Source organism: Pseudomonas sp. AL10 (assembly GCF_029960685.1).
GTDB lineage: Bacteria > Pseudomonadota > Gammaproteobacteria > Pseudomonadales > Pseudomonadaceae > Aquipseudomonas > Aquipseudomonas lactis.
Window position 1 is genome coordinate 231,002 of sequence record NZ_JASBQZ010000002.1, and the last position, 24,938, is coordinate 255,939.

Below are 24,938 nucleotides of genomic sequence, written 5' to 3' on the forward strand. Positions count from 1 at the left end.
CAATAGTGAAAAACGCGTGTTCAAGGCATTACAGGTATGGAACCTGTGGGTTTCCCGTCCTGCCAGAGCAGTGGAGTGATGTCTTGCGCCACGACAAGGTCGTCGACGTGACCGATGATTATTTCGTGGGTTCCATGGCTCATGCGTTGGGCAACGGTGCAGAAAAGAGAAGCCTGGGCACTTGGCAGATACGGTAGGCCGTTGGAGTGTTGCCAGTCGGCTGTCTCGAACCGGGCAGGGCCGGTGACTGCGCCACCAAAAACCCTCACCAAGTCCTCTTGGCCAACCCGAAGCAAGTTCACCGAAAACCTTCCATGACCAATCAGAGGCCTGTACATGCTTGCCCCGTGATTAATGCAGACAAGGATGGAGGAAGGGTCTGTACACACCGACGTTACGGCGGTTGCAGCCATCCCAAAAGGTGCGCCCTCATGTTCAGTCGCAATAAGAGTGACCGTGGAGGTCAGGCGACGCATCGCTTTCTTGAACTCTTGAGTGACTGAACCCTTGTCTGTGAAGCAGTGCGGTTTCAACGGCGTGCTCAAGACCCTGGCGCTGGCGGATAGCTCATGCGAAAGGCTCATTGGGCTAACTCCGCTTCTACCTTCTGAGCAGCACCCAACCAAGGCTGGTCGTAGCGGTAGGTCTTGCGAGCCTCCTCTAATGAGGCCCCCGCGGTTATCGCTCCGATAATCTGGCGTTCGGTGTGTTCTACGGCACGCGCACGGCGAATAACTTCGGCCGCTATATGCTGCGCAATGACAAGGCAGCCGCTGCCATCGCAGACCAGCAGGTCTCCAGGATTGACGGTGACGCCACCGATCTCAAGCGAGACCTGCACCGCTTTGAGCTGAGTCCGGTTTTTTGCGGACTGCATGAACCGTCCGCGGCTGAACAGGGGATACCCCAGCTTGACGACGGTATCGATGTCCCTGGCCACTCCATCAATTACAGTGCCTTTTATGCCTCTGGCCACGGCGAAGTGCGTCATGATATCGCCCCATACCGTGCAGTCTTGGCGCCCCGCATTGGAGCTGACGATCACGGCTCCAGGCGGGACCTGATCAATATAATTGGCCGCATTTTTGAACCCATGAGAATCTCCGACCGGCTCATACTGCACGGTAAAAGCAATGCCCACGCAGCGACTACCAGGAACTTGGGTGGTGATGCCCAGAAGGCCGCCAGAAACGCCAAGGCTGTCCAGGGCATCGGACAGTGACGCGGTATCCAATTGTTCGCATTCGTCCAGCAATGCTTGAGAGAGTTGGACCGATTCAAAGAGCTTGGGCATGTGTTGCTCCCTGGGGTGAGGTTGGAACGCAAGGTTGGGCCCAGTTCAGCGCGGCCATGGAAACGCATTCTCCAATAATGGCTTCGCCAACCTGCGCGGTGGAGTGCGACCCCCCCATGTCATAGGTGCGCACGCTTGAACGCGCCACCCGGCTGACCGCCGCCGTCACGTATTGTGCTTCCTGCGGATAACCCAGATGCTCGAGCATCAGAGCGATGGTCATGAACATCGCGCTGGGATTGGCTTTGTTGAGCCCTGCATGGGCCGGAGCGCTGCCGTGGACCGGCTCGAAATATGCGCCCAGCTTTCCGAAGTTCCCACTCGGGGCGAAACCCAGGCCACCCATGACGCCTGCGCCGAGATCAGAAAGGATATCGCCGAACATATTCTCAGCCACTACAACGGAGAAACGCTCCGGGCGTTGCACCATCCAAAGCGCTACTGCGTCCACGTTCTCGATTACGCCCTCAATGCCAGGGTATCCCTGGGCGACACTTTCAAATACACCTCGAGTGAAAGCGCTGCTGTGACGAAGTACCATGGGTTTGTCTACGAAGGTGACCCGGTCGAATCCATGCCGGGACGCATAGTCAAATGCGTATTCGAAGATGCGCTCAAGCCCGCTGCGCGTTTGTAGGCGCACGGAAATGGTCGCGTCCTCCTGCCCTTCACGACGCCATGGCGCGCCCAATGCTTCCCGCTCTTGCAGCAAGGGCAGGAATTGATCAGGTATCCGTCCATAATCCAGACCGGCGTACAGCCCTTCAGTGTTTTCCCGGATGACGACAAAACGGAATCGATTTTCGCCCGTGATGTCAGTGACCGGCCGCACGTTTGCGTAAAGATCCAGGTTTTGCCTTAGCTGGATCACCGGGCTTACATAGCGGCGGTTCTGCCCCTGAAGATGAGGGGGCAGCTCTGCTTCTGTTTCGGCAAGGGGTTTGCTAGTGATGGCGCCTAACAAGGTGGCGTCGCACTGATTGATCTTTTCCCAGGTTTCATCCGGAACGGTATTGCCCTCCCGCTTCCAGCATTCCCAACCGATGTCCCCGAACTCGAGATCGAACGGCAGGTTCAAGGCCTTAAGGACTGGCAGTGCGGCCTCCATGACTTCGATGCCAATACCGTCACCGGGAAGCACACAAATACGCTTGCGTGTGAGGTAGTCGCTCATCCAGCTATCTCCTGTGCGGTCATGGTGTCGCGCCCGTAAACATTCGCGATGGCTCTGGGTGCAAGGCGTGCGACCTGATCCTGTTGATGCATGATTTCAAGAGCACGATACTCGGACGTCAGTTGAAAGCGCTCGACGGTTTCTCGCATGCGTTTTGTACTGTCGAACGGGAAGTTATACGCCCCCATAATGATGTCCAGCAGAGGGCTTGGGATGTTGTTGAATGGGATAGACGCCGCGGTCAGGTTCGAAAGTTCAAGAACCTTGACGAGGTCAAATCCATGATTAGTGCCAATGCGCTCGAGATAGGCGACGAGCATGCTCAAGTGCAAGTTGCCGGCCCCTTTCCCCATCCCACAGATGGACGTGTCGATGTACTCGGCGCCCGATTCGATGGCAGCGGCTGCGTTAGCCAGAGCCATTGAAAGATTGTTATGGGCGTGGAAGCCCAATGGCACTGCCAGTCGGTTGGAGAGACGACTGATCAGTCGATCAACATCGCTGGGGAGCATGTGCCCATTAGAGTCTGCGAAACAGATGATGTCTGCGCCAGCGCCCTCAGCGCGCACCGAGGTGTCAATGACGGCACTGAGCGTTTGTGCCGTCACATGGGTGACATTGGCACTAACGCTGAAACCGTAATCGCGAGCGAGTGAAAGAGTGGCAAGCCCTTCGGTCAACTGCTCTCGGCGTAAGCAGACTCGGATCATCGAGACGCCCTGCTCCTTGAGCATGGCGAAATCCTCGTTACCCACGTTTTTAGGGTGGACCATCACCGCAAGCTCGATTCGGCCACCGCCAGCCTGGCGAACGCGCTCGATAAATTCAGCATTTATATTGCTTGTCAGTCCATGCTCAACTTTGGGCGCGAACGACCCCCTGCAATAACCAACCTCACATACATTAATCCCGGCCTCTGCCAAGCTTGATGTTATTACCAGGGCCTGTTCGTCCGTGAAGTTGAAATTATTGCGATATCCTCCGTCACGCAGCGTGACGTCCACAACTTTTACTTTCCCCATGATAATTTCTCCTGCGGTTGATGGCAGTTAAGAGGTGGGCACACATTTGACCGAAGATAGTTAATCCCCCCTTTATTTTTTTTGTAGGGGGTGACCTTCGTTGGGTATATAGAGCCAGCCGAAACTCATTGCAGTTCGGTCTTGCAAGCACCTGTTGAGGTGTTCGGTATTGATCCTCGTCAATACGTGTAGTTTTGTAAACGTGCGTTAATCACCGGTGCCTGTGAATTTTTTCCCATACTGGATCAACGCCGACTGACACAGGGCGCTTGATCAGCTTGTTGCCTTTAATCATTGTCGTAGAAGCAGGCCTCAACGTAATTCATGGCGGCCTGGATTGAGGGGATCGCACGGAAGTCTTCGTGCACCCCTAGCCAGACGTCCACCATCAACGGGTCTGCGAGCTCAAGCCGGCAAAGCTGTGAGCTATGTTGCACTGCGAAGCTGGGCAGCAGCGCAATACCCACGCCGGCCTCGGCTGCCCGGACCTGCAGCTCGACCGTTTTCGCTTTGAGGACGCATGGACGATCCCCGACAATTTTTTTTAGCCAGTCATTTTGAGGAAGTGTCATGGCTTCGGCTTCGTAGCCGATGAACTCATATTGCTCGGGGGAGCGGTCTTGGAGATAGGTCTTGGCGCCATAGAATGAAAAGGAGGCCGAACCTATCCGCCGCGCGACAATGCCAATTTGGCGCGGCTTGGCGAAGCGAATGCACAGATGTGTCTGGCACTTGGACAGAGACGAATACTGGCTATCGCCTAGAAGACGCAAAACTATGTTCGGATGCGTTGACCGGAAACGTCCTAGGTTGGGGATCAGTTTCTCGGAGGTAACGGAAGGCGGGGCGCTGACCGTCACCTCGACAACTTGCTGGGTTTGCGCGGCCGCGACAGCCAGGCGTTCAATCGCCTCCGTTTGAGTCTCGATCTGTTTTCCTAGGTCTGCGAGTTTGCGCCCGACCGTTGTAAGTTCGTACAGGCGCTTTCTACGATCAACTAATTTTACGCTGAGTGATTTTTCTAGCGCCGCGATACGTCGAGACACGGTAGCATGCTCGACGCCCAAGACACGCGCCGCTCCACTCAAGGAGTTCACTTGGGAGAACGCCACGAAGTAACGAAGGTCTTCCCAGTTTAAATGTGCTGTTTGACAGGATATAGCTGGCTCTGCATTCGACGCGATTCTATTCCTGGATGCTATATTCATTTAATATTTCCTTATATCAATAGCAACGGTAAAAAAATGTCGGGCACAACCGACGGCGTAGTAATTATCCAGTCAGGCTCAATGCTGGATAAGTCCTATTTGGATCCAATGTTGAAACTGAATCGCATCGATGTTATGTGTTTGCGCAGGGTCTATGTGCGTCGCAAATGTCAGATCACAAAGGACAAAACTGTCCGATATTTTGGTGACTCGCGTTGTGTTTTTTTGGTAGGGAGAGGGCGATGCAATTGGCAGATGTGGAGCGGCGATAGGAGGTTACCGCGTCATCGGGGTGCGCTGAAGTGTAGTGCTTAATTTCCAAACCGCAGAAACCACAAAGCCCCGCATTGCGGGGCTTCTAGATATGGTGGCACCAGGAATCGAACGATTTTATAAGTTATTGAATTAGCTAATTAATACTCGAAGGCCTGTGCGATTCTACCTCTAAAACTACCTCAGGGTCCTCTTCTTGCTTGACGTGACTAACGGCGAAGGGCCGGAGTTGCCCTCACAGCGGCCGGTCATTCGTCTATCAGAGTTGGGCCGTTGATGCGTCAACTGTTAACCACGGTAGAGTTAGAGTAGGTCCATGGTGGCCATGGAGTCAGCCATGCGGTAGCCCATCGCTTTGTAACCCGCCTGGCGCTTATCCCACATCCTCATCAGCGCGACATTACCCTCGTCAACGAAGTCGATCACTCGCACGTCGGCCTTATCGGCATGTGATCGATGCAACCGCCCCGCATATTGCTGAAGGATTCCCTTCCATGAGATGGGCATTGCCAGCACCAGCGTGTCCAACGGCGGATGATCGAAGCCTTCACCTACTAGTTTTCCTGTTGCCAAAAGCACTCGTGGAGCATCAGGGGGAAGGGACTCAAGCTCATGCATACGGGAAATTCGCTGTTTCTTAGGCACTCGCCCATGAAGCGTGAAAAGGTTATGCACGCGCTGCTTCAATTCTAATTCAAGGGCATCTACATGTTCCGTCCGCTCCGTTAGCACTAGAATTTTTCTACCCTCGTTGTACGCCAGCTCAATCTCCGAGACGATTTTGGCTGTCCGCTCAGAGTCGTCGGCTAGACGCCGAAAAACGTCCTGAATCCCAAAGCTGTCGGGGACCACTATTGGTTTGGGCAGCAATCGAGGCACGACAGAGAGGTCATGGGGCGCACTCGCTGGTCGAGCAGCAGAATGTCGGATCGGTCCGCATTGCATAAAAATAATGGGCTGCTGTCCATCTCGGCGCACTGGGGTTGCTGTGAGTCCCAATACGTACCGTGCGGTCGCGCTCCTTAGTAGTGCCTCGAATGACACTGCTGATAGGTGATGACACTCATCAACGATGATCTGGCCGTAGTTTTTTACCTGATCGCTGATCTCGCCTTTTCGCGATAGCGACTGCATGACGGCAATGTCGATGATGCCTGTAAGCTTCGCTTTTCCGCCCCCAAGAGTACCAACGACACCATTCCCGACTCCCAAGAACGCCTGCAAGCGCTCTTGCCACTGCCTTAACAGTTCCGTCCGATGCACAAGCACCAACGTGTTAATGCCACGTGCGGCAATCAACGCAGCGGCACTCACCGTTTTACCGAAAGCTGTCGGTGCGCAGAGGATACCGGTGTCATGACTTAGCATTGCGCTGATAGCAGCTTCTTGGTCAGAACGCAGGGTCCCGAGAAAGCTCACGTCGATGGGGTCGCCCGCGAAGCGTTCGTCTTTAAGAATAGGGGTAACCCCGTTTTCCTCTAAAAGCTCCAGCGCAGCATCCAAACAGCCACGTGGTAACGCAATATGTTTGGGGAAGTTCTGGGCACAACCGATAATCCTTGGCTTGTTCCACACTGACATGCGCATTGCCTGAGCTTTGTAGAACTCAGGATTTTGAAAGGCAGCGAGCCGGACAAGCTGGTTTGCCAATGGCTGTGGCAATTCCGACTTTTCAAAGTAAATTAAGTTAGCCTGCGTGATGTTGACAGCAGCAGGCAACGGGCATGTCAATTTACGTGATCTCGATTCACGATTTTTCCAAGGTTCTGCATCACCTTCGTCATCGACATAGGCGACCCCTAAAGGGTCCAGATTACCCATCGCCTGGATAATAACGGGCTGGATATCTTCTGGACTCATGCGCTGAATCGATGCCAGGAAGGCCCATTGATCAGGATGAGGCTCAAGCGAATCGTCTACAAAAACGCTATTGTTTTGGGCCCTAGCCCGCTTTTGTAAAGGGAGCGCGATGAGATTTCCAAAGCCGCCTTTGGGCATATAGTCCTGGTTTGGAAACAGTCGATCATAGGAGCTGAGCGCCAACTGCCGGGTGCGCTCACAGGCATGACTGATGATTGCGGCACCGAGGCGGCGCGCATCGCAGGCAGGAACATTACGCTCAAAGAAAACCCAGGCATGAGCTCCTTGGCCTGAGCGCGATATTTCCAGCGCCATCGGCACGTTCAGCTCATGACATGACTGCGCAAAAGCCTTGGAATCATCACGCCATTCGGCCTCATCGAAGTCGACCGCCAAAAAATAACAAGTGTCATCAAAGAGTAGGGGGTAGATACCAACGACCACTTCGCCCGCCAGATGGCGATAGACCACCTCATCGGTCAGCGGAAGCAGCTGGCGGTTACCGCAGTCGCCACATTTAATTCGGGGCTTCTCACAAACGCCAGGCCTCCATTCGTTTGCGCAAGCGGGTGCGTATCCTGATTTGCCTGCCTTGCTTTCCCAGCGGATGGGATAAACGTCCGTCCTACCACGAAACAAGCTTCGGAATAGGGCAAGCTTTCCATCAGTATCGAGTTGCTGTGATTGTTCTGCTTGGACAATCGCTATCTTGACTGGCTCAGCAGGCGGGCGCCATTCGATGCCATGAGCATCCAGCAAGGCTACCAATCTTGCATTCTCAGCCTTTAGCTTCGCCACCAGACTAGTGTCTATCACCGCCTTCAGCCTCTACGTCTCAGGTGAAGCCTGTAGCCTAGAGCTACAACCCTCGGTCCATCAGTAAAACATAGAGGTTATCAAACAACAGAGGTTAGGTTCAGGGGCTCAAGAGGTCCGCCCTAATCCCAATCAAATTGTTGGCTGGATCAATCTGCCAGTTAGGGATACAGAGCGCGCAGTTGCTGGCATTCGGCTAACGTTGAAAATTCCAGGATTTTCCTAGGCGCAGAGTGATCAGGCTTGTGGTCAGCAGGTAGTAGTAGCGCGTCGATTTCGAGTTTGAGTTCATGTGGTGGTTGGGTGATCTGCTCATAGCGTTCGCACGCATAAGCCGCACGCAGTTCGTGGAAGCCTTTGAGGTTGTGCGTATGGAGGAGATCTCGGGCGGATCGGACGATCTGCCTTTGGAAGACGAGGTAGATTTCGTTCGGTGCCAGCAGGTTGCTGCTGCCGTCGGGCGAGACCTGTTCGGCGTACCTACCTGGCTTGCTGTCAACGACAGCGCTTCCCCTGATCTTTCCCAAACCTATCTGATCACTCAACCCCGCAGCTTCAGTTCCCTCACCCGTTTGATCACAAACTGTTCAAACAAATGGTGCTTGGTGACCACATCGTACATTTCATATTTTTTGAATGCTCGGATGACGGCTCCGCAGATTTCTGCCTCGTCGAGCGCTTTGTTTTTGCCATAAGCAGCAGCGAGAATGCCGTTCATATTCTGCAAATATCCCTGCATGCCAGTGTCATTCAGGATGTGGGTGAAGACTTCCCGCCACGGCCTTGTGTCTACTTCCCGTATGTCGCGGCCGATGAAGGTCCAGGTCATGTAAAACTGGCCGTCTATTTCAAAGCTTTCGAAACGGCAGTCTGTCTGAAAGGTTTCGCTGCCGACTTCGGCATTTCGTTCTGGAGGATACGGTGCCGTTTGGGATCTTCGACTGCTGAGAACTCTGGATGCGCTGTCCACTTGCACGCAAATCACTGGCTGAATAAGCGGGCGCAATATTTTATTGAATGTTGCTTCTTTGGATGCCCCGGCGAGGGTAAGGACTGAGCGCAAGTACTGCTCCACACTGGAGGCGGCTTTGAATGTTTCACGCAGCCATTCAGATGGCATCAACAGCTCTGCGGCGAAGCGATTGGCTTCGGTCTCCATTTGGTTGTAGGCAGCATCAACTTCGCGGTTCTCCAAGTGGGAGACGATTGTGCCTGTATGCCATGGGATAACTACGTGCCCGATTTCATGGGCCAGTGTAAATTTTCGACGGGTAGCAGGAGCACTCGAGTTGATCAGGATGCGAGGCTTGGTAGCAGCACCAATGCCAATGGTGATTCCGTCCACGCCGAACGGCAGTTCAAGGTACTCAAGCTCCCCATAGGTAGAGGCTAGCTGCTCTAGATCGTACGGCGGTGTCAGCTTGCGGATGGCCAGGACGCGACTGGCCATTTTCTCTTCTGGGGTCACTAGATCTTGCCCACGCTACGTAGCCAGGCTTCGACTTTGGTCGCTTCAGCGACCGATCGCGCGCGCGCAGCAATCGCAAATTTGTCTTGATCGAGTTGGTCCTTAAGAGAGGTGCCGTACTTGTGGGCAGTCAATACAAAAGGTAAGACCGACGGGGTGGTTGACCACAGTTGGTACTCTTCCCACTTCATGCCCAGATATTCATGCAATTGCATGTCGGCACCTTGACGACCCTCGTGCCAGTCCTCGACGAATTGGTCGATCTCTTCTTCCAGCACATCGCCTTTAAGGCAAAGCTCTACAAAATTCATATGAACCTCTCAGTTCGGTTTGATCCTTCGTCCGCGGACGGCAGGTTTCAAAGCAAGCCCGGTTTCAGGGCAGACCGAACCCAGGTGAAAGCCACGTCGGTCGAAGACTTCAAACTCGCCGTGAAGCGAATCCCATGAGTAGTAACGTTGCTCTACGGCATCAAAGTAATACTTACGGCCACCCTCTACATACGCGACTCTGAAACCGCTGACAATAGAAGGATCAGGCCTCGGTTTGCCGCCCATCCGACGTTCCCTTAATCCTGAAAACTGGTCTTGGCATCTTCGCCAAGGAGGGGCGGGACTATACCGTAGCTGGATTGGCATGGGCGGCAGGCTGGAGCGCGGATTCGTTTCAAGAAATCGCAAGCTGCAGGTCAGGGGGGGCAGGCGAAACGCCAAAACGAAAAAACCCGCCAGAAGGCGGGTTTTTCGCGGGTTCCAGAGATTTTGAAAGCTTTCTCTGGAACCTTGTATGGTGCCGGCACCAGGAGTCGAACCCGGGACCTACTGATTACAAGTCAGTTGCTCTACCAACTGAGCTATACCGGCGTGTTAGGGCGACGATTATAGCGATTGGAAAGGTTCTGTAAACCCCTGAATTCTGACTATTTTTGCAAAATCGAAGGTTTCTCGCGATTAGCGCGTTTCCCCCGTGTCTTCACAGGTTGAAAAGCACACGCAAAGTTCGGCTCCAGCTCGCGCAGCAGATCAAGACCAATAGGTTCCAGACCCCCTCGTAACCAGATGCCCAACGCGCTTTACCCCCTTGCCGAACACGCCAAAACAGCCCGCATAAAGCGCCCGTTATGCGCCTGGCACCAGATGCTTATGCACAATCGGTTGGTAACAGCTGTCACGAAACAGCCATTTTGTGCAGCAGTTCTCAACACGCTGCAACTGCCTGTTTTGTGTGCAGTTTATTTTGTGAACAAAAAATGACCAGATTGGCTTTTGGTGTGAAGGGCCGGTATCTACGGCCTCTGTAAAGAATTCATCAACAGAGTTATCCACAGGTCGTGTGTAGGATTTTTTGCCCTTTATTGGCGCTCGGCCAGCACCATCAAGTTGCGCGGGGTCAACGACGATTCGCAGAAGCTGCCGACCTCGACGTTGTAGCCCTGTTCCACCATAAACAGTGCCCGATCCAGCACCAACCACAGTTCCAATGGGCGTCGAAACAAGCCTCTCACGAGTTCCAGGTTGCGCACCTCGGCCAGGCGCTGCCAGCCGTGGGCCTCAAGTGCCGGCCAATCCTGTTCGCCTGTGGATAAGCCTTTGAGGCTTGCCAATTCCTGGCAATAGTCGGCAAAGGGTTTGTTCAGCCAACTGGCGGGCAGGGAGGGTGTTGGCAGGTAGTCGTCGCAGCCCCGCAGTTGCCGTTGCAGTTGGTCAAAGCCCAAGCGCCGGGCCATGGAGGTGTCTCGTTGTTGGCGTACGCGGTTGCCGGCGGTGACGGTTTCGCTCAGGGGCAGGCCCAGGTCATCAATCGACAGCTGTAGCAATGAGGCGCGCCCGGCGGCGGAAAGGGCCTGATAACTGTCGGCGGTGATGCGGTTGTAGCAGCAGGGCGCTAATGCCAGTTGTTTGCAGCCGGCGGCGCTGGCCAGTTGCAGCAGGCGCATGTGCAGGTCGCCGCAGGCGTGCAGGGCGACGGGTGTGTGTTCGGGCTGGATCGCGACATCCGCCATTACGTCTTGCAGATGATGGGTTGCGGGCAGGCCGTGGCGATCACTCAAGGCTTGGCCGGAGGCGATCAGGGCGGGGTCGTATTCCAGGCAGGTCAGATGTTGGCCGGGTTGCAGCAGGCGACGGCCTAGGTGGCCTTTGCCGGCGCACCAGTCCAGCCAGTGGGCGGGCGTTTGGGAAAAGGTCAGCGCGGCGCCGAAGGCTTCGATCTGTTGCCATTTGCGCCCGGGCACGTCGACATTCAGGCGATGGCGAGCGGGTTCAAGGGCGTGTGTGGGCAACTTATCCACAGTGCCGAGGCGCAGCGCGTCAGCGGCCAGTTGTGGAAAAGGCGCGGGCGCGGGCAGGTCGTGGGGGTGGTTGTGACTGGCTTCGGCCTCGGCCAGCGAGCGCTGGCGCAGCCATTGGGATAAGGCTGGGTGCACGGTTTCCCAGGGCAATTGCAGCTGGGTAAAGGGCCGTGGTCGCCACAGCCCTTGGTGTTCGGTCAGGAATGCATCCAGTGCCTGGAAGCGTGCCTCAACGTCCTTGGCACGCATCGACGCGCAGCCATTTTTCCAGCAGTTTGAAGCCGCGTACCAGTACGTAGGCCATCAGCAGGTAGAACAGCCCGGCGGCGAAGAAGATCTCGACCGGCAGGTAGGTGCGGGCAATGATGGTGCGCGCCATGCCGGTCAGTTCCAGCAGAGTCACGGTGCTGGCCAGGGCGCTGGCCTTGAGCATCAGGATCACTTCGTTGCTGTAGGCCGGCAGGCCGATGCGCGAGGCGCGGGGCAGGATGATGTAGAACAGCGTCTTGGGCTTGGACATGCCCAGGGCGCGCGCCGCTTCGATTTCGCCAGGCGGAATGGCCTGGATCGCACCGCGCAGGATCTCGGCAATATAGGCGGCGGTGTGCAGGGTCATGGTGGCGGTGGCGCACCAGAACGGGTCTCGCAGGTACGGCCACATGAAGCTGTTGCGCACGGCGTCGAACTGCGCCAAGCCGTAATACACCAGGAACAACTGCACCAGCAGCGGCGTGCCACGAAAGAAGAAAATGTAGCCGTAGGGCAGGGCGCTCACGTACCAGCGGCGCGAAGAGCGGGCGATGCCGAGTGGGATCGCCAGCAGCAGGCCGGCGATCACGGCGATTGCCACCAGCTCCAGGGTCAGTGTGGCGCCCTGGGCCAACTTCGGCAGCCACTTGATGATCACGGCCCAGTTCAGGCCCAGGTCAAAGTGCGATAGCCAGCTGTAGTCGCCGCTCATTGGGTGCTCCTTGCAAAGCCGCGGGCGGCGCGTTTTTCCAGGAAGTGCATGCTGGTCATCGCCAGTACGGTCAGGCCCAGGTACATGAACGCCGCGACCATGAAGAAAGTGAATGGCTGCTTGGTCACGGTCACGCCGATTTGCGCGTGGCGCATGATTTCTTCCAGGCCGATCACCGACACCAGTGCGGTGTCTTTCATCAGGATCATGAACAGGTTGCCCAGGCCCGGCAGGGCGATACGCCACATCTGCGGCATGATCAGCCGGGTGAAAATCCGAAACTTCGACAGCCCCAATGCCACACCGGCTTCGCGGTGGCCCTTGGGAATGGCGAGAATCGCGCCGCGAAACACTTCCGTTGCGTAGGCGCCGAAGCACAGGCCCAGGGCGATGACGCCGGCGGCGAAGGCACTCAGCGACAGGTCGGGGTTGCCAAAAAACTCACCCAGGGCGCGCATCAGGTTGACGGTGCCGAAGTAAATCAACAGCACCCACAGCAGCTCGGGAATACCGCGCACGATGGTCGAATAAGCGCCGCCCAGCCATTGCAGTGGCTTGTACGGGGAAGTCTTGGCCAAGGCGCCGGCAAGGCCGAGCACCAGCCCCAGGCACAGGGCCGTGAGCGCCAGTTTGACGGTCATCAGCGCGCCGGCGGCGAGGGCCGGGCCGAATCCGTAGAGATCGAAATTCATGGTGTTTTCATATCGCGGCAGGCATTGCTAAAAGCCAGCACGCTCACCAGGAGCGCGCCGGGCAGGCCGTTTCAGATCATTCGATGCTGAACGGGAAGTACTTGTCGTTGATCTTCTTGTAGGTGCCGTCTGCCTTGATCTCTGCCAGGGCTTTGTTCAGGCGCTCGCGCAGCGGGTCGCCTTTGCGTACGGCGATACCGATCTTGTCGCTTTCTACTACCGGGTCGCCTTTGAATTCATAGGCCGAACCGTCTTTGCTCTTGAGCCATTCGTACTGCACGTACTTGTCAGCCAGGATGCCGTCTAGGCGACCGGAGGTCAGGTCGAGGTAGGCGTTTTCCTGAGTGTCGTAGAGCTTGGCTTCGGTGTCCGGCAGCTTGTCTTCCAGGTAGGTACCGGCCAGCGTTGCGCGCTGTGCACCGATCACCTTGCCTTTCAGGTAAGTGGCGTCGGTCTTGAAGTCTGCCGTGGCTTTGGGCGCAATGAACTGCAGCTTGTTGGAGTAGTACGGGTCGGTGAAGTCCACTGCCTGCTTGCGCTCGTCGGTGATCGACAGCGAGGACACCAGGAAGTCGAACTTCTTGGCGTTCAGGGCCGGGATGATGCCGTCCCAGTCGGACACATACACTTCGCACTTCTCGACTTTCATCTTGGCGCACAGGGCGTCGCCGATGTCCTTGTCGAAGCCGACGACATTGCCGCTGGCGTCTTTATTGTTGAACGGCGGGTAAGCCGCTTCGATCCCCATCTTCAAGGTTTCTGCCATGGCCGTGGCGCTGAACGCCATCGAGACGGCCGCGGCCAGAAGGAATTTTTTATAGTTCTGCATGCATGTTGCTCCGTTAGCGGTTGCTGGACATGAATTGTTTGCAGCGCGCCGAAAGCGGGTTTTCAAACACCTGCTGTGGCGATCCTTGCTCTTCGACCAGGCCCTGGTGCAAAAACACCACTTCGCTGGATACCTGACGAGCAAAGCCCATTTCGTGGGTGACCAGCAGCATGGTGCGGCCTTCTTCGGCCAGTGCGCGGATCACATTAAGTACTTCCTGGACCATTTCCGGGTCAAGCGCAGAAGTCGGCTCGTCGAACAGAATGACTTTAGGCTGCATCGCCAAGGTACGCGCAATCGCCGCGCGTTGTTGTTGGCCGCCAGAGAGTTGCGCGGGGTAGGCGTGACGCTTGTCGGCAATACCGACCTTGGCCAGCAAGGCCTCGGCCACTTCTATGGCTTCAGCCTTGCTTTGGCCGAGCACGCGCCGAGGGGCCTCGATGATGTTGTCGAGGATGCTCATGTGCGGCCACAGGTTAAAGTTTTGAAACACAAACCCGATTTCGCTGCGCAGGCGGTTGATCTGCTTGCCGTCGGCGGCCATCAGTTCGCCGTTTTTCGCGGCCTTGAGCTTGAGTTCTTCGCCGGCCACCAGAATCTGGCCCTGGTGCGGGTTCTCCAGCAGGTTGATACAGCGCAGGAAGGTGGACTTGCCGGAACCTGAGGAACCCAGGATCGAGATCACATCGCCGTCGCGAGCGGTCAGCGAGATACCTTTGAGTACCTCAAGCTCACCATAGCGTTTATGCAAGTTGCGGATTTCAAGCGCGGGCGTGGCCTGGGCCATGTGCGGTCCTCATTGTGTTCGTTGCGATCTTCGCTGTTGGGCCGCCTTCCTGGCGAGGCGCCAAGCTAGCATAGCGTTTGGATGACAGCCAACAGCGCTGCGGACGGTTAACCGATGGTCTGCGGCAGGGTGTCGCATCGGCGCAGCAGTGTGTCGCGCCATCAACAACCTACAGACGTTTGACCCGGAAAGATCCACAGGCTTCGCGTAAAAAAGGGCGCGATGGTGCCAGCTTTGGCCGGGTGTTGGAAGGGTTAACCGGGCAAACGGTCCATATCAGCCCGCTTATGGGGCGTCACGTACTTTTTGTGTGTGTTTTTGGTGCGTCGGTACGTCGTGAATGTGGGTCGCACGGTAACGCTATAGCGGAATGCCATTGTTCTCAATGACTTGCGATAGGTTGCGAATTGTCCTACAGCCCCCGTCAACTGTGGCTATGAAATATTTTGGCGCAAATCTTGCGTAAAAAATAAAGAACGCCCTGTTGGATTCTTTTCACGAGAAAGGCTGCAAGCCGGGCGAACCGTTTTCGCAATTCCTCGCAAAGGTGTGTCAATGAGTAGTACGCAAAGCTCCAATGACCTCGAACAGGGGCTCAAACCGCGTCACGTCACCATGCTGTCGATTGCCGGTGTCATCGGCGCCGGTTTGTTTGTCGGCTCCGGCCATGCGATCGCTGCTGCCGGCCCGGCTGTACTGTTGGCCTATGCAGCCGCCGGCACGCTGGTGGTCTTGGTGATGCGCATGCTGGCCGAGATGGCCGTTGCGTCACCGGATACCGGTTCGTTCTCTACCTATGCCGACCGGGCCATCGGCCACTGGGCCGGTTTCACCATCGGCTGGCTGTACTGGTGGTTCTGGGTGCTGGTGATTCCGCTGGAAGCCAACGCGGCGGCGACGATCCTGCACGCCTGGTTCCCCGACGTGGCGATCTGGGTGTTCACCCTGGTGATTACCTTGTTGCTCACCGCAACCAACCTGTTCAGCGTGAAAAACTACGGTGAATTCGAGTTCTGGTTCGCGTTGATCAAGGTCGTGGCCATCGTCGGCTTTGTGATCCTCGGCCTGGCCGCGATCTTCGGCTTCTTGCCTACCAGCCAGGTCAGCGGTGTTTCGCACCTGTTCGATACCCAAGGTTTCATGCCCAACGGCATGGGCGCGGTATTGGCGGCGATCCTGACCACGATGTTCTCGTTCATGGGCACCGAGATTGTCACCATCGCCGCCGCCGAATCGAAGAACCCGGGCCAGCAAATCACCAAGGCCACCAATTCGGTGATCTGGCGGATTGGTTTGTTCTACCTGTTGTCGATCTTCATTGTGGTGTCCCTGGTGCCTTGGAACGATCCGACCCTGGCGGCCGTAGGTTCCTACCAGACCGTGCTGGAACGCATGGGCATTCCGAACGCCAAGCTGATTGTCGACCTGGTGGTGCTGGTTGCCGTGACCAGCTGCCTCAACTCGGCGCTGTACACCGCCTCGCGCATGCTGTTCTCCCTGGGCCGTCGAGGTGACGCACCGGCCGTGGCCAAGCGTACCAACAAGAGCGGCACGCCTTACTGGGCGGTGTTGCTGTCTACCGGTGCTGCGTTCCTGGCGGTATTCGCTAACTATGTCGCCCCGGCGGCGGTGTTCGAATTCCTGCTGGCCAGCTCTGGCGCCATCGCGTTGTTGGTGTACCTGGTGATTGCCGTGTCGCAGCTGCGCATGCGCCAGAAGCGTACGGCGGCGGGCGAGAAGATCGTCTTCAAGATGTGGCTGTTCCCAGGCCTGACGTACGCGGTAATGGTGTTTATCGTCGGTACGTTGACCATCATGCTGTTCCAGGAAGCGCACCGTGTCGAGATCATCGCCACCGGGGTTCTGAGCTTGCTGGTGGTATTGGCGGGGTTGGTGGTGGCGAGCCGTCGCAAGGCCCAAAGAGTGGGGGCTGCGGCGCTTAACTGACGAGATACGGTGAATAGGGCGCCACAAAACAATGTGGGAGCCGGGCTTGCCCGCGATGACGGACTGCCAGTCGATGTATTCGTCGCCTGACACTCCGCCATCGCGGGCAAGCCCGCTCCCACATTTTTATTTTGTGTCAGTCGGGGGCGTTGGCCAGGGCCTGGGACGCCGCCACGTAATCGGCCTGGAACTGCGGCGACTCAATCCACGCCAGCGCGGCGGCCTCATCATCGCTGTCCGTCGCCCACTGCCGATACTCGATCAGCGCCGCCAGGATAAAGTCGGTCGCTTCCTCTTCGCCTTCCTGCTCCAGCACCAGCGCCAGCAACGGGTGCGCCAGGAATACCGCACACAGCGCCTGCTGGCTGATCTCCCCGGCGGCACGCATTTGGACGAACAGCTCAGTCAAATCCACCGACTCAAGGTCGATGCGGCTGTCGTCGCCCGCGAAAGCATCTGGCTTGGGCGCCACGGCGCGCTGGGTGCGGTTTTGCTTGGCCTTGGCTTTTGCCCGATGGGCGCGTTTTTGCTGCTTGTTTGGCGAGGCCATGGGCTCGACGTCCTTGGGGTTTGGGTCTAGAGGGTGTATTGAAGCGCAGGTTGGGGCAAATCCCAAGGGTTTCTCGGGCGGCACGGATTGCTGTAATGCTCGACCTTCTCTGCGCGAGTACTTAGGCTGACAGTCTATTGATCCATCAGAGCCCGCCCATGACCCGCGACACCCTGGAACACCATCAAGTCCCGATCTACTTCGTTGCCGTCTTTTTGGCCGTCACGTTTGGCCTGCTCTGGCCCTTGTCGGCGCAGGGCCTCAGCCTTTGGGTGACACCTGCCATCGCCGTGCTGATGTATGCGATGTTTTTGCAAATTCCCTTTCTTGAGCTGCGCCAAGCCGTGGGCAATAAGCGTTTCATGGCGGCCTTGCTGTTGGCCAATTTCATCCTGGTGCCCTTGCTGGTGTGGGGGTTGACCCGTGGCCTGGTGGAGCGCCCGGCGTTGCTGGTGGGCGCTCTGCTGGTGTTGCTGACGCCCTGTATCGACTATGTGGTGGTGTTTACCCATATCGGCAAGGGCGATTCGCGGTCGATGCTGGCGGCAACACCGCTGCTGCTGTTGCTGCAACTGCTGTTGTTGCCGGTCTACCTGGGGCTGATGTTGGGCGAGCAATCCAGCGGGGTGGTGGCGGCGGGGCCGTTTGTAGAAGCGTTCGTGGGGCTGATTGTGGTGCCGATGCTTCTGGCGGTTGTGACCAGCGCTTTCGCGCGGCGGTCGAGCGCCATTAGCCTTTGGAACAGCGCCTGGGCCTGGTTGCCGGTGCCAGCGATGGCCTTGGTGTTGTTTGTAGTGCTGGCTTCGCACATCACGGCAGTGGTGCGGGATATCAATGTGTTACTGCCAGTCATTCCGGTCTACGTGGCCTTTGTGTTGCTGGCGCCGCTGATGGGCATTGTGGCTGCGCGGCTGTTCGCATTGCCAGCGTTGACGGCGCGGGCGGTGACCTTCAGTGCGTCGACCCGTAACTCGCTGGTGGTTTTGCCATTGGCGCTGGCCCTGCCGGAGGATGTGCGCGGCTTGGCCGCAACGGTGGTGATCCTGCAAACCCTGATCGAGTTGGTTGCCGAATTGCTCTACGTTCGCCTGATTCCGGCAGTGGTGTGGCCCACCAGTCGGTAACCGCGTGAATGTTCAGATCTGTTCAGGCGCCATTCAGGGGCGCGTTCGGCACCATACGCCAGCGCTTCCCACCTGACAGGTCACCCGATGGATCACCGCAACCGTTTTCGCCTGGAGTCACTGGGTATTTTCCTGGTCGCTCTCTTGTTATTCACAGTGGGCATTTGGGATCAGCAGCCTCAGGGTTTTGACGGGCGTTGGGCGCTGTTCATGCAGGAAATGTATCGCCATGGTGCGAGCCTTTTCCCCACCACCTACGGCCAGCCCTATGCGGATTACCCCGGCACCGCGACCTTCTTCAGTTATCTATTCGCCCGTTTGTTTGACGCGCCGAACCACTTGGCGAATGTGCTGCCCACGGCGCTCGCCTCGGCGGGGGTGATCGCGCTGATGTACCGCCTGCTGGCACCCTACAGCCGTGCCTGGGCGCTGCTGACGGTGCTGCTCACACTGCTCACCGCTCAGTTGCTCGAAAAGTCGCGCTCGGTGTGCCTGGATCAGATGGTCGCGTTGTTATGCGTGGGCAGTTTCTACCTGCTGCACACCGGCGAACGCCTCGGGTCACGGCTGAGGCCACTGGCGGTGTTCCCGTTGTTCATCCTCGGGTTTGCGATACGTGGGCCGCTGGGGTTGATTGAGGTCTGCGCGGTGGTATGTGTGTATTGGGCGTTGGGCAAGCCGGGGGAGCGTGTCCGACAGGTGCTGACCCACGGCGTTATCGGCTTGGTGCTGCTCGCCGCGTGCTGGTGGCTACTGATGAAGCTTGCGCGGTTCAGCGGTGGTGATGCCTTTGCCGATGAAGTGTTCAAGATGCAAGTCGGTGGGCGTCTGGATGAGTCGGGTGAGCCGTTCTACTTCTATTTTCAACTGAGCTTGTACCGTTACTTTCCGGTGGTGCCGCTGGCGTTTGCGACCCTGTTTGCGTTGCGCCATCGCTGGCCCGAGCGCTGGGCCAATGAGCACCTGCAATTGCTGGTGCGCCTTGGGGGCTGCGGCTTGATCATTCTGTTCGGCCTGTCGGTACCGCATTTCAAGCGTGCTTATTACATTCTGCCCATGGTGCCGATGTTCGCGGCGGTCGCTGCCTATGGGCTGCTGCATGCGCAAGGCTGGCTGGTGAGCGTGCGCCGTGGCTATGAATGGCTGGTCGCGGCGCTGCCGGCGTTGTGTGTGGTTGTGGTGTTTGTGTGTCGATACGCCTGGCACAAGCAGGGCTACTGGCCGCAGATTTCCTTGCCGTTGATGATCGGCGCGTTGGTGATGCTGCAAGTTGCGGCGTTGCTGGCCTGGCGGCGAGCGTGGCGGTTGGTGTGGCTCAGCCTGATCGCCCTGGCAGCACAATGGCTGTTGCTGGTGACGGTGATAGAGCCGGCCAAGGACCTGCAATTCGATACCCGGCGGTTTGTCAGCCAGGTGGAGGCGTTGCGCCAGGCGCAACCGGGCCCTTTGGTGTTTGTCGACCTGGCGCGAGATACCTGGGCGGTGCGCTACATGATGAACCTGGATCACGATGAACAGCCGCTGTTTGTCGGGCGTCACGAGCTTGAGAAACTGGCGGCGCTGCCCCGGCCCTCCTGGGTGATTGTGTCGCGCAAGGAGACTGCGCTGTTGAAGGGCTCGCCGGTGGAGCACTTGGCGCCGAGCTATCAGGGGCGCTTGAATGACAACCCGTTGATGGTGTTTTTGCTCAAGTAAAGAGGCCCTTTAGCGAAGGGCCTGTCGAGCAGATGATTATTTGCAGCGGAAGCTTTCAGGCATCGTGACCGTATAGTTGCGCTGCACACGGTCCTGGAAATTCAGGTTCTGCAAACCCTGCTGTACCAGAAAGGCTTCGACTTTGGCGGCTTGGCAATCGTCGTTATAGGACGACGCCCGTAGCAGGTAGACCGCACGCCTGCTCGCTTCATCGCGAGCGGTGACCCGGAAGGTGGTGAGCGTGGTGTAGCCGGTGCGCTCCGAGGTCCCTACCGGGCCGTAGGAAGTGTTTGGGGTGCTGGTGCAGGTCAGTTGGTCGGTCTTTTTCTTGTTCTTCTTGCATTGGGTGGTGGTGCTGTTTGCCACTTGCCCGTATTCGGTGGCGGTGTAGCGATACGTCACCTGCTTGCTGTCGACATCCAGGGTGACGGTCATTTTGATCGGTGCATGGTTCTTGGGCAGTGTGGTGTCGGTATAGACGTTGCGAAAGCCCTGGTCCTGCATGGCGCGAACCATGTCGCGCAGGTAGTAGCGGGCATTGAGCGAGTTTTCATCACTGCCGCCAGTGGAGGTCACCAGCACGGTTGCCTGGCGGTCAAAGTGATAGTCGGGATCAGGCGTTGCGTTGATTGCTACGTCCAACTGCGTGGCACACCCACTGAGCAGGGCGGTCAGTATTAATAGGGTGCAAAGCAAGAAGCGGGTCATGAAAAAACCTTACAACTGAGATTTGGGTAAAGGCTGAACGATTGAACCCAGAGGAAAATAACCTGCTGGGGTGATAAAAGCCTGATGGCTTCCCTCTGCCAATCGCAGGCACTAGGCCACTAAGGATACAGGGCAGCGGTCTTGGTCGTCATGGCACCCGTGGTTATTCAGCCTTCTGCGGGGCTGGCAACCATCCACCACCGTCTTCGAATTTCTCGATCAGGAAGTCCACAAAGACCCGCAACTTGGGCACGGCAAACTTGCTCGGCAAGAAAATCGCATGGATGCTGTCGCCGAAAGTGCCCTCTGCAATGTACTTGGGCAAAATCACGCTAAGGCTGCCCTTGCGCAAATCGTCGGCGATGGAGAACGTGGGCAGCAAGCCTATGCCCACACCTTCCATCACGGCCTGCCTCACAGACTCACTGCTGTTGACACAGAAACGCCCTGATACGCGCACTTCGGTCACTTCGCCGTCGCGAAGAAAACGCCAGGATGCTTCCCGCGCCAGGCCATTGATCAAGCAGTTATGTGCGGCCAAATCACCGAGAGTGGCGATGGGGGAGTGGCTGCTTAAATAACCGGGTGTTGCACATAACACGTAGTCGAGTTTGGCTAAGCGTCGGGCTATAAAACTGTCAACGGGCGTACTGGTCAGACGTATCGCAATATCGAACCCCTCTTCGACAATATCCACATAGCGGTCGCTCAAAGAGAGCGTGACGCTGATATCGGGGTAGGCGTTGAGGAATTGCCCAACCAGGTTGCTCAAGTGGAGATTGCCAAAGGCAACCGATGTGGTGACCCGAAGGTGGCCTCGGGGTGCTGATTGCAGGCTTTCGACAGAGTTGAGTAATGCGCTGGTTTCCTCGGTAATCCGAACACCGTGCTGATAGGCAAGTTCTCCCGCTTCTGTGAGCGCGAGGCTTCGCGTGGTGCGGTTTAACAACTTGGCCCCGAGCGTTTCCTCAAGCCTGCGCATTTGTTTGCTGACGGTTGAGGTGGTCGAACCGAAGAAACGGGCCGCTTTGGAGAAACTTTTCAGTTCGACAACTTTAACGAAAACAAAGACATCCGAAATATTATCTGAGAAAGATTCCATTGTTTCTCCAGAGGACACAGGCTTGTTCTTTTTGGCCGTATTGTGCGCAGCGGGTGGGTTAAATACTTTGAATTCTCTAGCGGTTAAACCTTGGAGGATTCATGAAAGCCCTGACCAGAAGTTTCAATATTGCCCTGCCCGCCACTCTACTGCCTTTGCTCTTCATCGTCATGTGGAGTTCCGGTTATGTCGTTGGCAAAGTGGCACTCCCCTTTGTCGGGCCCTACACCCTGATCTTCATTCGCTTTGCCAGTGCGGCGCTGATCCTGCTGGGCGTGGCGCTTGCGACTAAAGCCCCGTGGCCGAAAACCCGCGCTCAGTTCGGCCATCTGGTGGTGGTGGGCATCCTGATCCAGGCGCTTCAGTTTGCTGGCTTGTACATGGGGCTGGATCTGGGCGTGTCGGCTGCTGTGGCCGCGCTGATTGTCGGTACGATGCCGGTGTTTACCGCGTTGGGCGCCACCCGGTTTCTTAACGAAAAAGTCAGTCGTGTCGAGTGGCTCGGCTTGGTTGGCGGATTGTTCGGTGTGGCCCTGGTGGTCTATGAACAGCTCGGTGTAACTGCAACGGCGAGCCTGACAGGTTACTTGTGCGTAGTGCTGGCACTGGTTGGCATCACGGCCGGCAGCCTGTATCAGAAAAAATACTGCACCGGCATGGACTTGCGCACCGGCGGTTTTATCCAGTTGGCCACGGCCTCTTTCGTGATGTTCTTTCTCGCCGACCACTTTGAAAACCTCGCGGTTCAGTGGACCCCAACAATGATCTTCGCGTCCGGTTGGTTGTCACTGGTCAACTCTATTGGCGCTATCAGCATCCTCTACATCCTCATGCGCAAAGGTGAGGCGAGCAAAGTAGCAGGCCTGTTCCATCTTATTCCCGCAGTGACAGCCTTAATGGGCTTTGTATTCCTCGGTGAATCGTTCAGTGCAATTAACGCTGTAGGTTTTGCGATTACCGCACTGGCTGTTTATGCGTGCACCCATGTCAAGAAGTGAGCTCAACGTTTAACCACCCCTATCTAACGCCTCTTTATCCAGCGAACAAGGAAGTATCATGCATACCGGACAAATCCTTAAAGATGTACTCAACGCAGTACGCAGCAAAGAAGCCTTGCCGTGGGTGCCTTATACCGCCAATGGCCGAACCAAGACCGACATCGTGCATTTGTACCAAGGCCCGGAAGTGGATGGCCCATCAGCGGCCCTGGTACGTTATCAGCCGGGTGCCCGTACCCAACGCCACCTTCATCCTGGCTACGAACTGATTTTCGTGCTCGATGGCGTGCTGCATAACGATGCCGGTGCACACCCAGCCGGCACGCTTGAAGTCTGCCCGCCTGACAGTGAGCATGCGCTGTGGAGCGATGAGGGCTGCACCTTCCTGGTGGTGTGGGAAAAGCCCGTGCAGACCGTTTCCCTGGCGCAGGCGCAGGCATGATGGGCGCCCTCAATAGCGGCTTCAACGTCCAGGCGGCCCCGGGAGCTGCGCTCGCAGCGGCCTCGTTCGGCAGTGATTACGTAATGGAGCCAAAGCGCGTCATTACCGCCAGCCAGGCGGCCGCCCTGGTACCCGATAACTGCACGATTACCACTGGGGGGTTCGGCAGTTGCGGGCACCCTGACCTGCTCACCGAAGCACTGGCGGCGCGCTTTGCCGCTACCGCACAGCCATCTGACCTGACCCTGGTTTTTGCGGCCGGGCAGGGTGACAAGGCCAGCCGTGGGCTTAATCAACTGGCTGTCAAAGGCCTGCTGAAAAAGGTGATCGGAGGCTACTGGGCGCTTGCACCGTCGATAGGCCAGATGGCACTGCGTGGTGAAATCCAAGCGCACAACTGGCCTCAGGGCGTGATAAGCCACCTGTTCCGCTCAATCGCCGGGGGCAAAAGTGGGGTGCTCTCAGGGATTGGCTTGCACACCTTTATCGACCCCAGGCAGGAGGGGGGCAAAGTCGGCCCGGCTACGACTGAAGAGCTGATCTCAGTGGTAAACGTTGGGGGGCGTGAAGAACTTTTCTATCCGTCGATGCCCATCAATGTCGCCTTTTTGCGCGGAAGTCGGGCGGATGTCGACGGCAATATCAGCATGGAGGACGAAGCCAACTTTCAGGACAGCCTCGCCCAGGCGCAGGCCGTTCACAATTGCGGCGGTATCGTCATCGTGCAAGTGATGGAGTTGGTCGACCGTAACTCGCTCGATCCTCAGGCGATCCGTATTCCGGGGATCTTTGTTGATTATCTAGTTTTATCCACACCAGACACACATTGGCAAACCTACGGTGAGGTCAGAAACAACACCTATACCGGGCGGTCGCGCTCCGATACCGCAGTCACGCCGTTACCCCTGTGTGCCAAAAAAATCGTCGCGCGCCGAGCCTTGTATGAAATAGCCCGGTACAACGCGCCGATCGTTAACCTGGGCATTGGCACTCCAGAGTTCATTGCAAGGGTGGCGAGCGAGGAGCGCTGCTCCGCCCATGTGCTTACTGTCGAGTCAGGGGTTATCGGTGGCACGCCTGCTCGCGGGCTGTCATTCGGCGCTTCGAGCAACCCTCAAGCGATTCTCGATCAAGCCAGCCAGTTCGACTTCTATGACGGTGGCGGAATCGATCTGGCCTTCCTCGGATTTGGTCAGGCCGACAGCCGTGGCAATGTCAACATCAGTCGATTCGGCGGGCGGCTCAACGGTGTCGGTGGTTTTATCAACATTTCGCAAAGCGCCAAGCGCGTGGTGTTTTGCGGAACCTTCACGGCCGGTGGTTTGGAACTGGGGTTTGAAGCCGGGCAATTAATCATTGAGCGTGAAGGGGATATCACCAAGTTTATTCAAGCCGTTGAGCACATGAGCTTCAATGCCGCCCATGCGCAATCACGCAACTGCCCGATTTTGTTCATCACTGAACGGGCTGTGCTCGTATTGAAGGACGGCCGCTTGATACTCAAGGAAGTTGCGCCGGGTATCGACATCGAGCGCGATATTCTCGCTCGCAGTACGGCCGATATCATCGTGGCTGACCACGTGGAGTTGATGCCCGCGTCGATTTTTCTCCATCAGCCGCTCTCTGTCACGGACAAGTACTGGCGTTCGCGTGACTAACTCATCATTTCATTGATGGCTCTTCATTCTTCGCACTACG

At 57.0% G+C, this 24,938-nt stretch carries 23 protein-coding genes, 1 tRNA gene and 1 pseudogene; 6 read left to right on the plus strand and 19 right to left on the minus strand.

Annotation, left to right across the window (positions count from 1 at the left end; genetic code table 11):
• Positions 1-20 precede the first annotated feature (20 nt).
• The 16 genes and pseudogenes from QK296_RS03625 to QK296_RS03700 form a co-directional block, all read right to left on the minus strand.
• Positions 21-584: a flavin reductase family protein gene (locus tag QK296_RS03625; protein ID WP_282390611.1), complete on the minus strand. Its 564-nt coding sequence runs from the start codon at positions 582-584 to the stop codon at positions 21-23.
• Positions 581-1,294, minus strand: coding sequence for an RraA family protein (locus QK296_RS03630; RefSeq protein WP_003187741.1), 714 nt, complete (start codon positions 1,292-1,294; stop codon positions 581-583). Before QK296_RS03630 ends, QK296_RS03625 begins: the two co-directional genes overlap by 4 nt.
• Positions 1,278-2,468 carry an isocitrate/isopropylmalate dehydrogenase family protein gene (locus QK296_RS03635; protein ID WP_281911235.1) on the minus strand — a complete coding sequence of 397 codons (1,191 nt, stop codon included), beginning with the start codon at positions 2,466-2,468 and terminating at the stop codon, positions 1,278-1,280. The genes QK296_RS03630 and QK296_RS03635 overlap by 17 nt, the downstream gene beginning before the upstream one ends.
• Positions 2,465-3,490, minus strand: a complete 1,026-nt coding sequence (locus QK296_RS03640; protein ID WP_282390612.1) for a nucleoid-structuring protein H-NS — start codon at positions 3,488-3,490, stop codon at positions 2,465-2,467. The genes QK296_RS03635 and QK296_RS03640 overlap by 4 nt, the downstream gene beginning before the upstream one ends.
• Before the next feature lie 287 nt (positions 3,491-3,777).
• Positions 3,778-4,698, minus strand: coding sequence for a LysR family transcriptional regulator (locus QK296_RS03645; RefSeq protein WP_087149706.1), 921 nt, complete (start codon positions 4,696-4,698; stop codon positions 3,778-3,780).
• A 576-nt stretch (positions 4,699-5,274) separates the two neighbouring features.
• Positions 5,275-7,647 carry a DEAD/DEAH box helicase gene (locus tag QK296_RS03650; protein ID WP_032900352.1) on the minus strand — a complete coding sequence of 791 codons (2,373 nt, stop codon included), beginning with the start codon at positions 7,645-7,647 and terminating at the stop codon, positions 5,275-5,277.
• A 299-nt stretch (positions 7,648-7,946) separates the two neighbouring features.
• Positions 7,947-8,129, minus strand: a pseudogene (locus QK296_RS03655) (integrase); the annotation flags it as partial.
• A gap of 59 nt (positions 8,130-8,188) precedes the next feature.
• Positions 8,189-9,097: an ImmA/IrrE family metallo-endopeptidase gene (locus QK296_RS03660; protein WP_003187750.1), complete on the minus strand. Its 909-nt coding sequence runs from the start codon at positions 9,095-9,097 to the stop codon at positions 8,189-8,191.
• Positions 9,098-9,114: 17 nt separating this feature from the next.
• A complete protein-coding gene (locus tag QK296_RS03665) occupies positions 9,115-9,426 on the minus strand; it encodes a hypothetical protein (RefSeq protein WP_003187751.1) in 312 nt (103 codons plus the stop codon).
• Between the two features lie 9 nt (positions 9,427-9,435).
• Positions 9,436-9,672, minus strand: coding sequence for a colicin E3/pyocin S6 family cytotoxin (locus QK296_RS03670; RefSeq protein ID WP_018606357.1), 237 nt, complete (start codon positions 9,670-9,672; stop codon positions 9,436-9,438).
• A 230-nt stretch (positions 9,673-9,902) separates the two neighbouring features.
• A tRNA-Thr gene (locus QK296_RS03675) sits at positions 9,903-9,978 on the minus strand.
• A gap of 488 nt (positions 9,979-10,466) precedes the next feature.
• A complete protein-coding gene (locus QK296_RS03680) occupies positions 10,467-11,654 on the minus strand; it encodes a methyltransferase (protein ID WP_282390613.1) in 1,188 nt (395 codons plus the stop codon).
• Positions 11,635-12,324 (minus strand): ABC transporter permease, encoded by a 690-nt coding sequence (locus QK296_RS03685; protein ID WP_032803763.1) that lies wholly within the window; start codon positions 12,322-12,324, stop codon positions 11,635-11,637. The genes QK296_RS03680 and QK296_RS03685 overlap by 20 nt, the downstream gene beginning before the upstream one ends.
• 38 nt (positions 12,325-12,362) lie before the next feature.
• Complete coding sequence (locus QK296_RS03690; protein ID WP_005783890.1) at positions 12,363-13,058, minus strand: ABC transporter permease; 696 nt, start codon at positions 13,056-13,058, stop codon at positions 12,363-12,365.
• A gap of 76 nt (positions 13,059-13,134) precedes the next feature.
• Positions 13,135-13,887, minus strand: a complete 753-nt coding sequence (locus tag QK296_RS03695; protein ID WP_034117273.1) for an ABC transporter substrate-binding protein — start codon at positions 13,885-13,887, stop codon at positions 13,135-13,137.
• A gap of 13 nt (positions 13,888-13,900) precedes the next feature.
• Positions 13,901-14,674, minus strand: coding sequence for an ABC transporter ATP-binding protein (locus tag QK296_RS03700; RefSeq protein ID WP_003187760.1), 774 nt, complete (start codon positions 14,672-14,674; stop codon positions 13,901-13,903).
• A 555-nt stretch (positions 14,675-15,229) separates the two neighbouring features.
• Here QK296_RS03700 and gabP point away from each other — a divergent pair.
• A complete protein-coding gene (gene gabP, locus QK296_RS03705; protein WP_003187762.1) occupies positions 15,230-16,621 on the plus strand; it encodes a GABA permease in 1,392 nt (463 codons plus the stop codon).
• Between the two features lie 136 nt (positions 16,622-16,757).
• On the opposite strand, the gene QK296_RS03710 is transcribed toward gabP, so the two are convergent.
• Positions 16,758-17,171, minus strand: a complete 414-nt coding sequence (locus QK296_RS03710; RefSeq protein ID WP_169913079.1) for a hypothetical protein — start codon at positions 17,169-17,171, stop codon at positions 16,758-16,760.
• Positions 17,172-17,329: 158 nt separating this feature from the next.
• Between QK296_RS03710 and QK296_RS03715 the strand changes: the two genes are divergently transcribed.
• Both QK296_RS03715 and QK296_RS03720 read left to right on the plus strand, forming a co-directional pair.
• A complete protein-coding gene (locus tag QK296_RS03715) occupies positions 17,330-18,295 on the plus strand; it encodes an arsenic resistance protein (RefSeq protein WP_047712363.1) in 966 nt (321 codons plus the stop codon).
• 87 nt (positions 18,296-18,382) lie between these two features.
• A complete protein-coding gene (locus tag QK296_RS03720) occupies positions 18,383-19,990 on the plus strand; it encodes a hypothetical protein (RefSeq protein ID WP_282390614.1) in 1,608 nt (535 codons plus the stop codon).
• Between the two features lie 36 nt (positions 19,991-20,026).
• On the opposite strand, the gene QK296_RS03725 is transcribed toward QK296_RS03720, so the two are convergent.
• Together QK296_RS03725 and QK296_RS03730 are read right to left on the minus strand one after the other, a co-directional pair.
• Complete coding sequence (locus tag QK296_RS03725; protein WP_003187766.1) at positions 20,027-20,698, minus strand: hypothetical protein; 672 nt, start codon at positions 20,696-20,698, stop codon at positions 20,027-20,029.
• Positions 20,699-20,861: 163 nt separating this feature from the next.
• Complete coding sequence (locus QK296_RS03730; protein ID WP_003187767.1) at positions 20,862-21,800, minus strand: LysR family transcriptional regulator; 939 nt, start codon at positions 21,798-21,800, stop codon at positions 20,862-20,864.
• 101 nt (positions 21,801-21,901) lie between these two features.
• Here QK296_RS03730 and QK296_RS03735 point away from each other — a divergent pair, with 101 nt between their 5' ends.
• The 3 genes from QK296_RS03735 to QK296_RS03745 are packed head-to-tail and all read left to right on the plus strand — an operon-like array spanning position 21,902 to position 24,898.
• A complete protein-coding gene (locus tag QK296_RS03735; RefSeq protein ID WP_169856523.1) occupies positions 21,902-22,798 on the plus strand; it encodes an EamA family transporter in 897 nt (298 codons plus the stop codon).
• A 58-nt stretch (positions 22,799-22,856) separates the two neighbouring features.
• Complete coding sequence (locus QK296_RS03740) at positions 22,857-23,240, plus strand: cupin domain-containing protein (protein ID WP_032894038.1); 384 nt, start codon at positions 22,857-22,859, stop codon at positions 23,238-23,240.
• Positions 23,240-24,898 carry a CoA-transferase gene (locus QK296_RS03745; RefSeq protein WP_240520832.1) on the plus strand — a complete coding sequence of 553 codons (1,659 nt, stop codon included), beginning with the start codon at positions 23,240-23,242 and terminating at the stop codon, positions 24,896-24,898. Before QK296_RS03740 ends, QK296_RS03745 begins: the two co-directional genes overlap by 1 nt.
• Positions 24,899-24,938 lie beyond the last annotated feature (40 nt).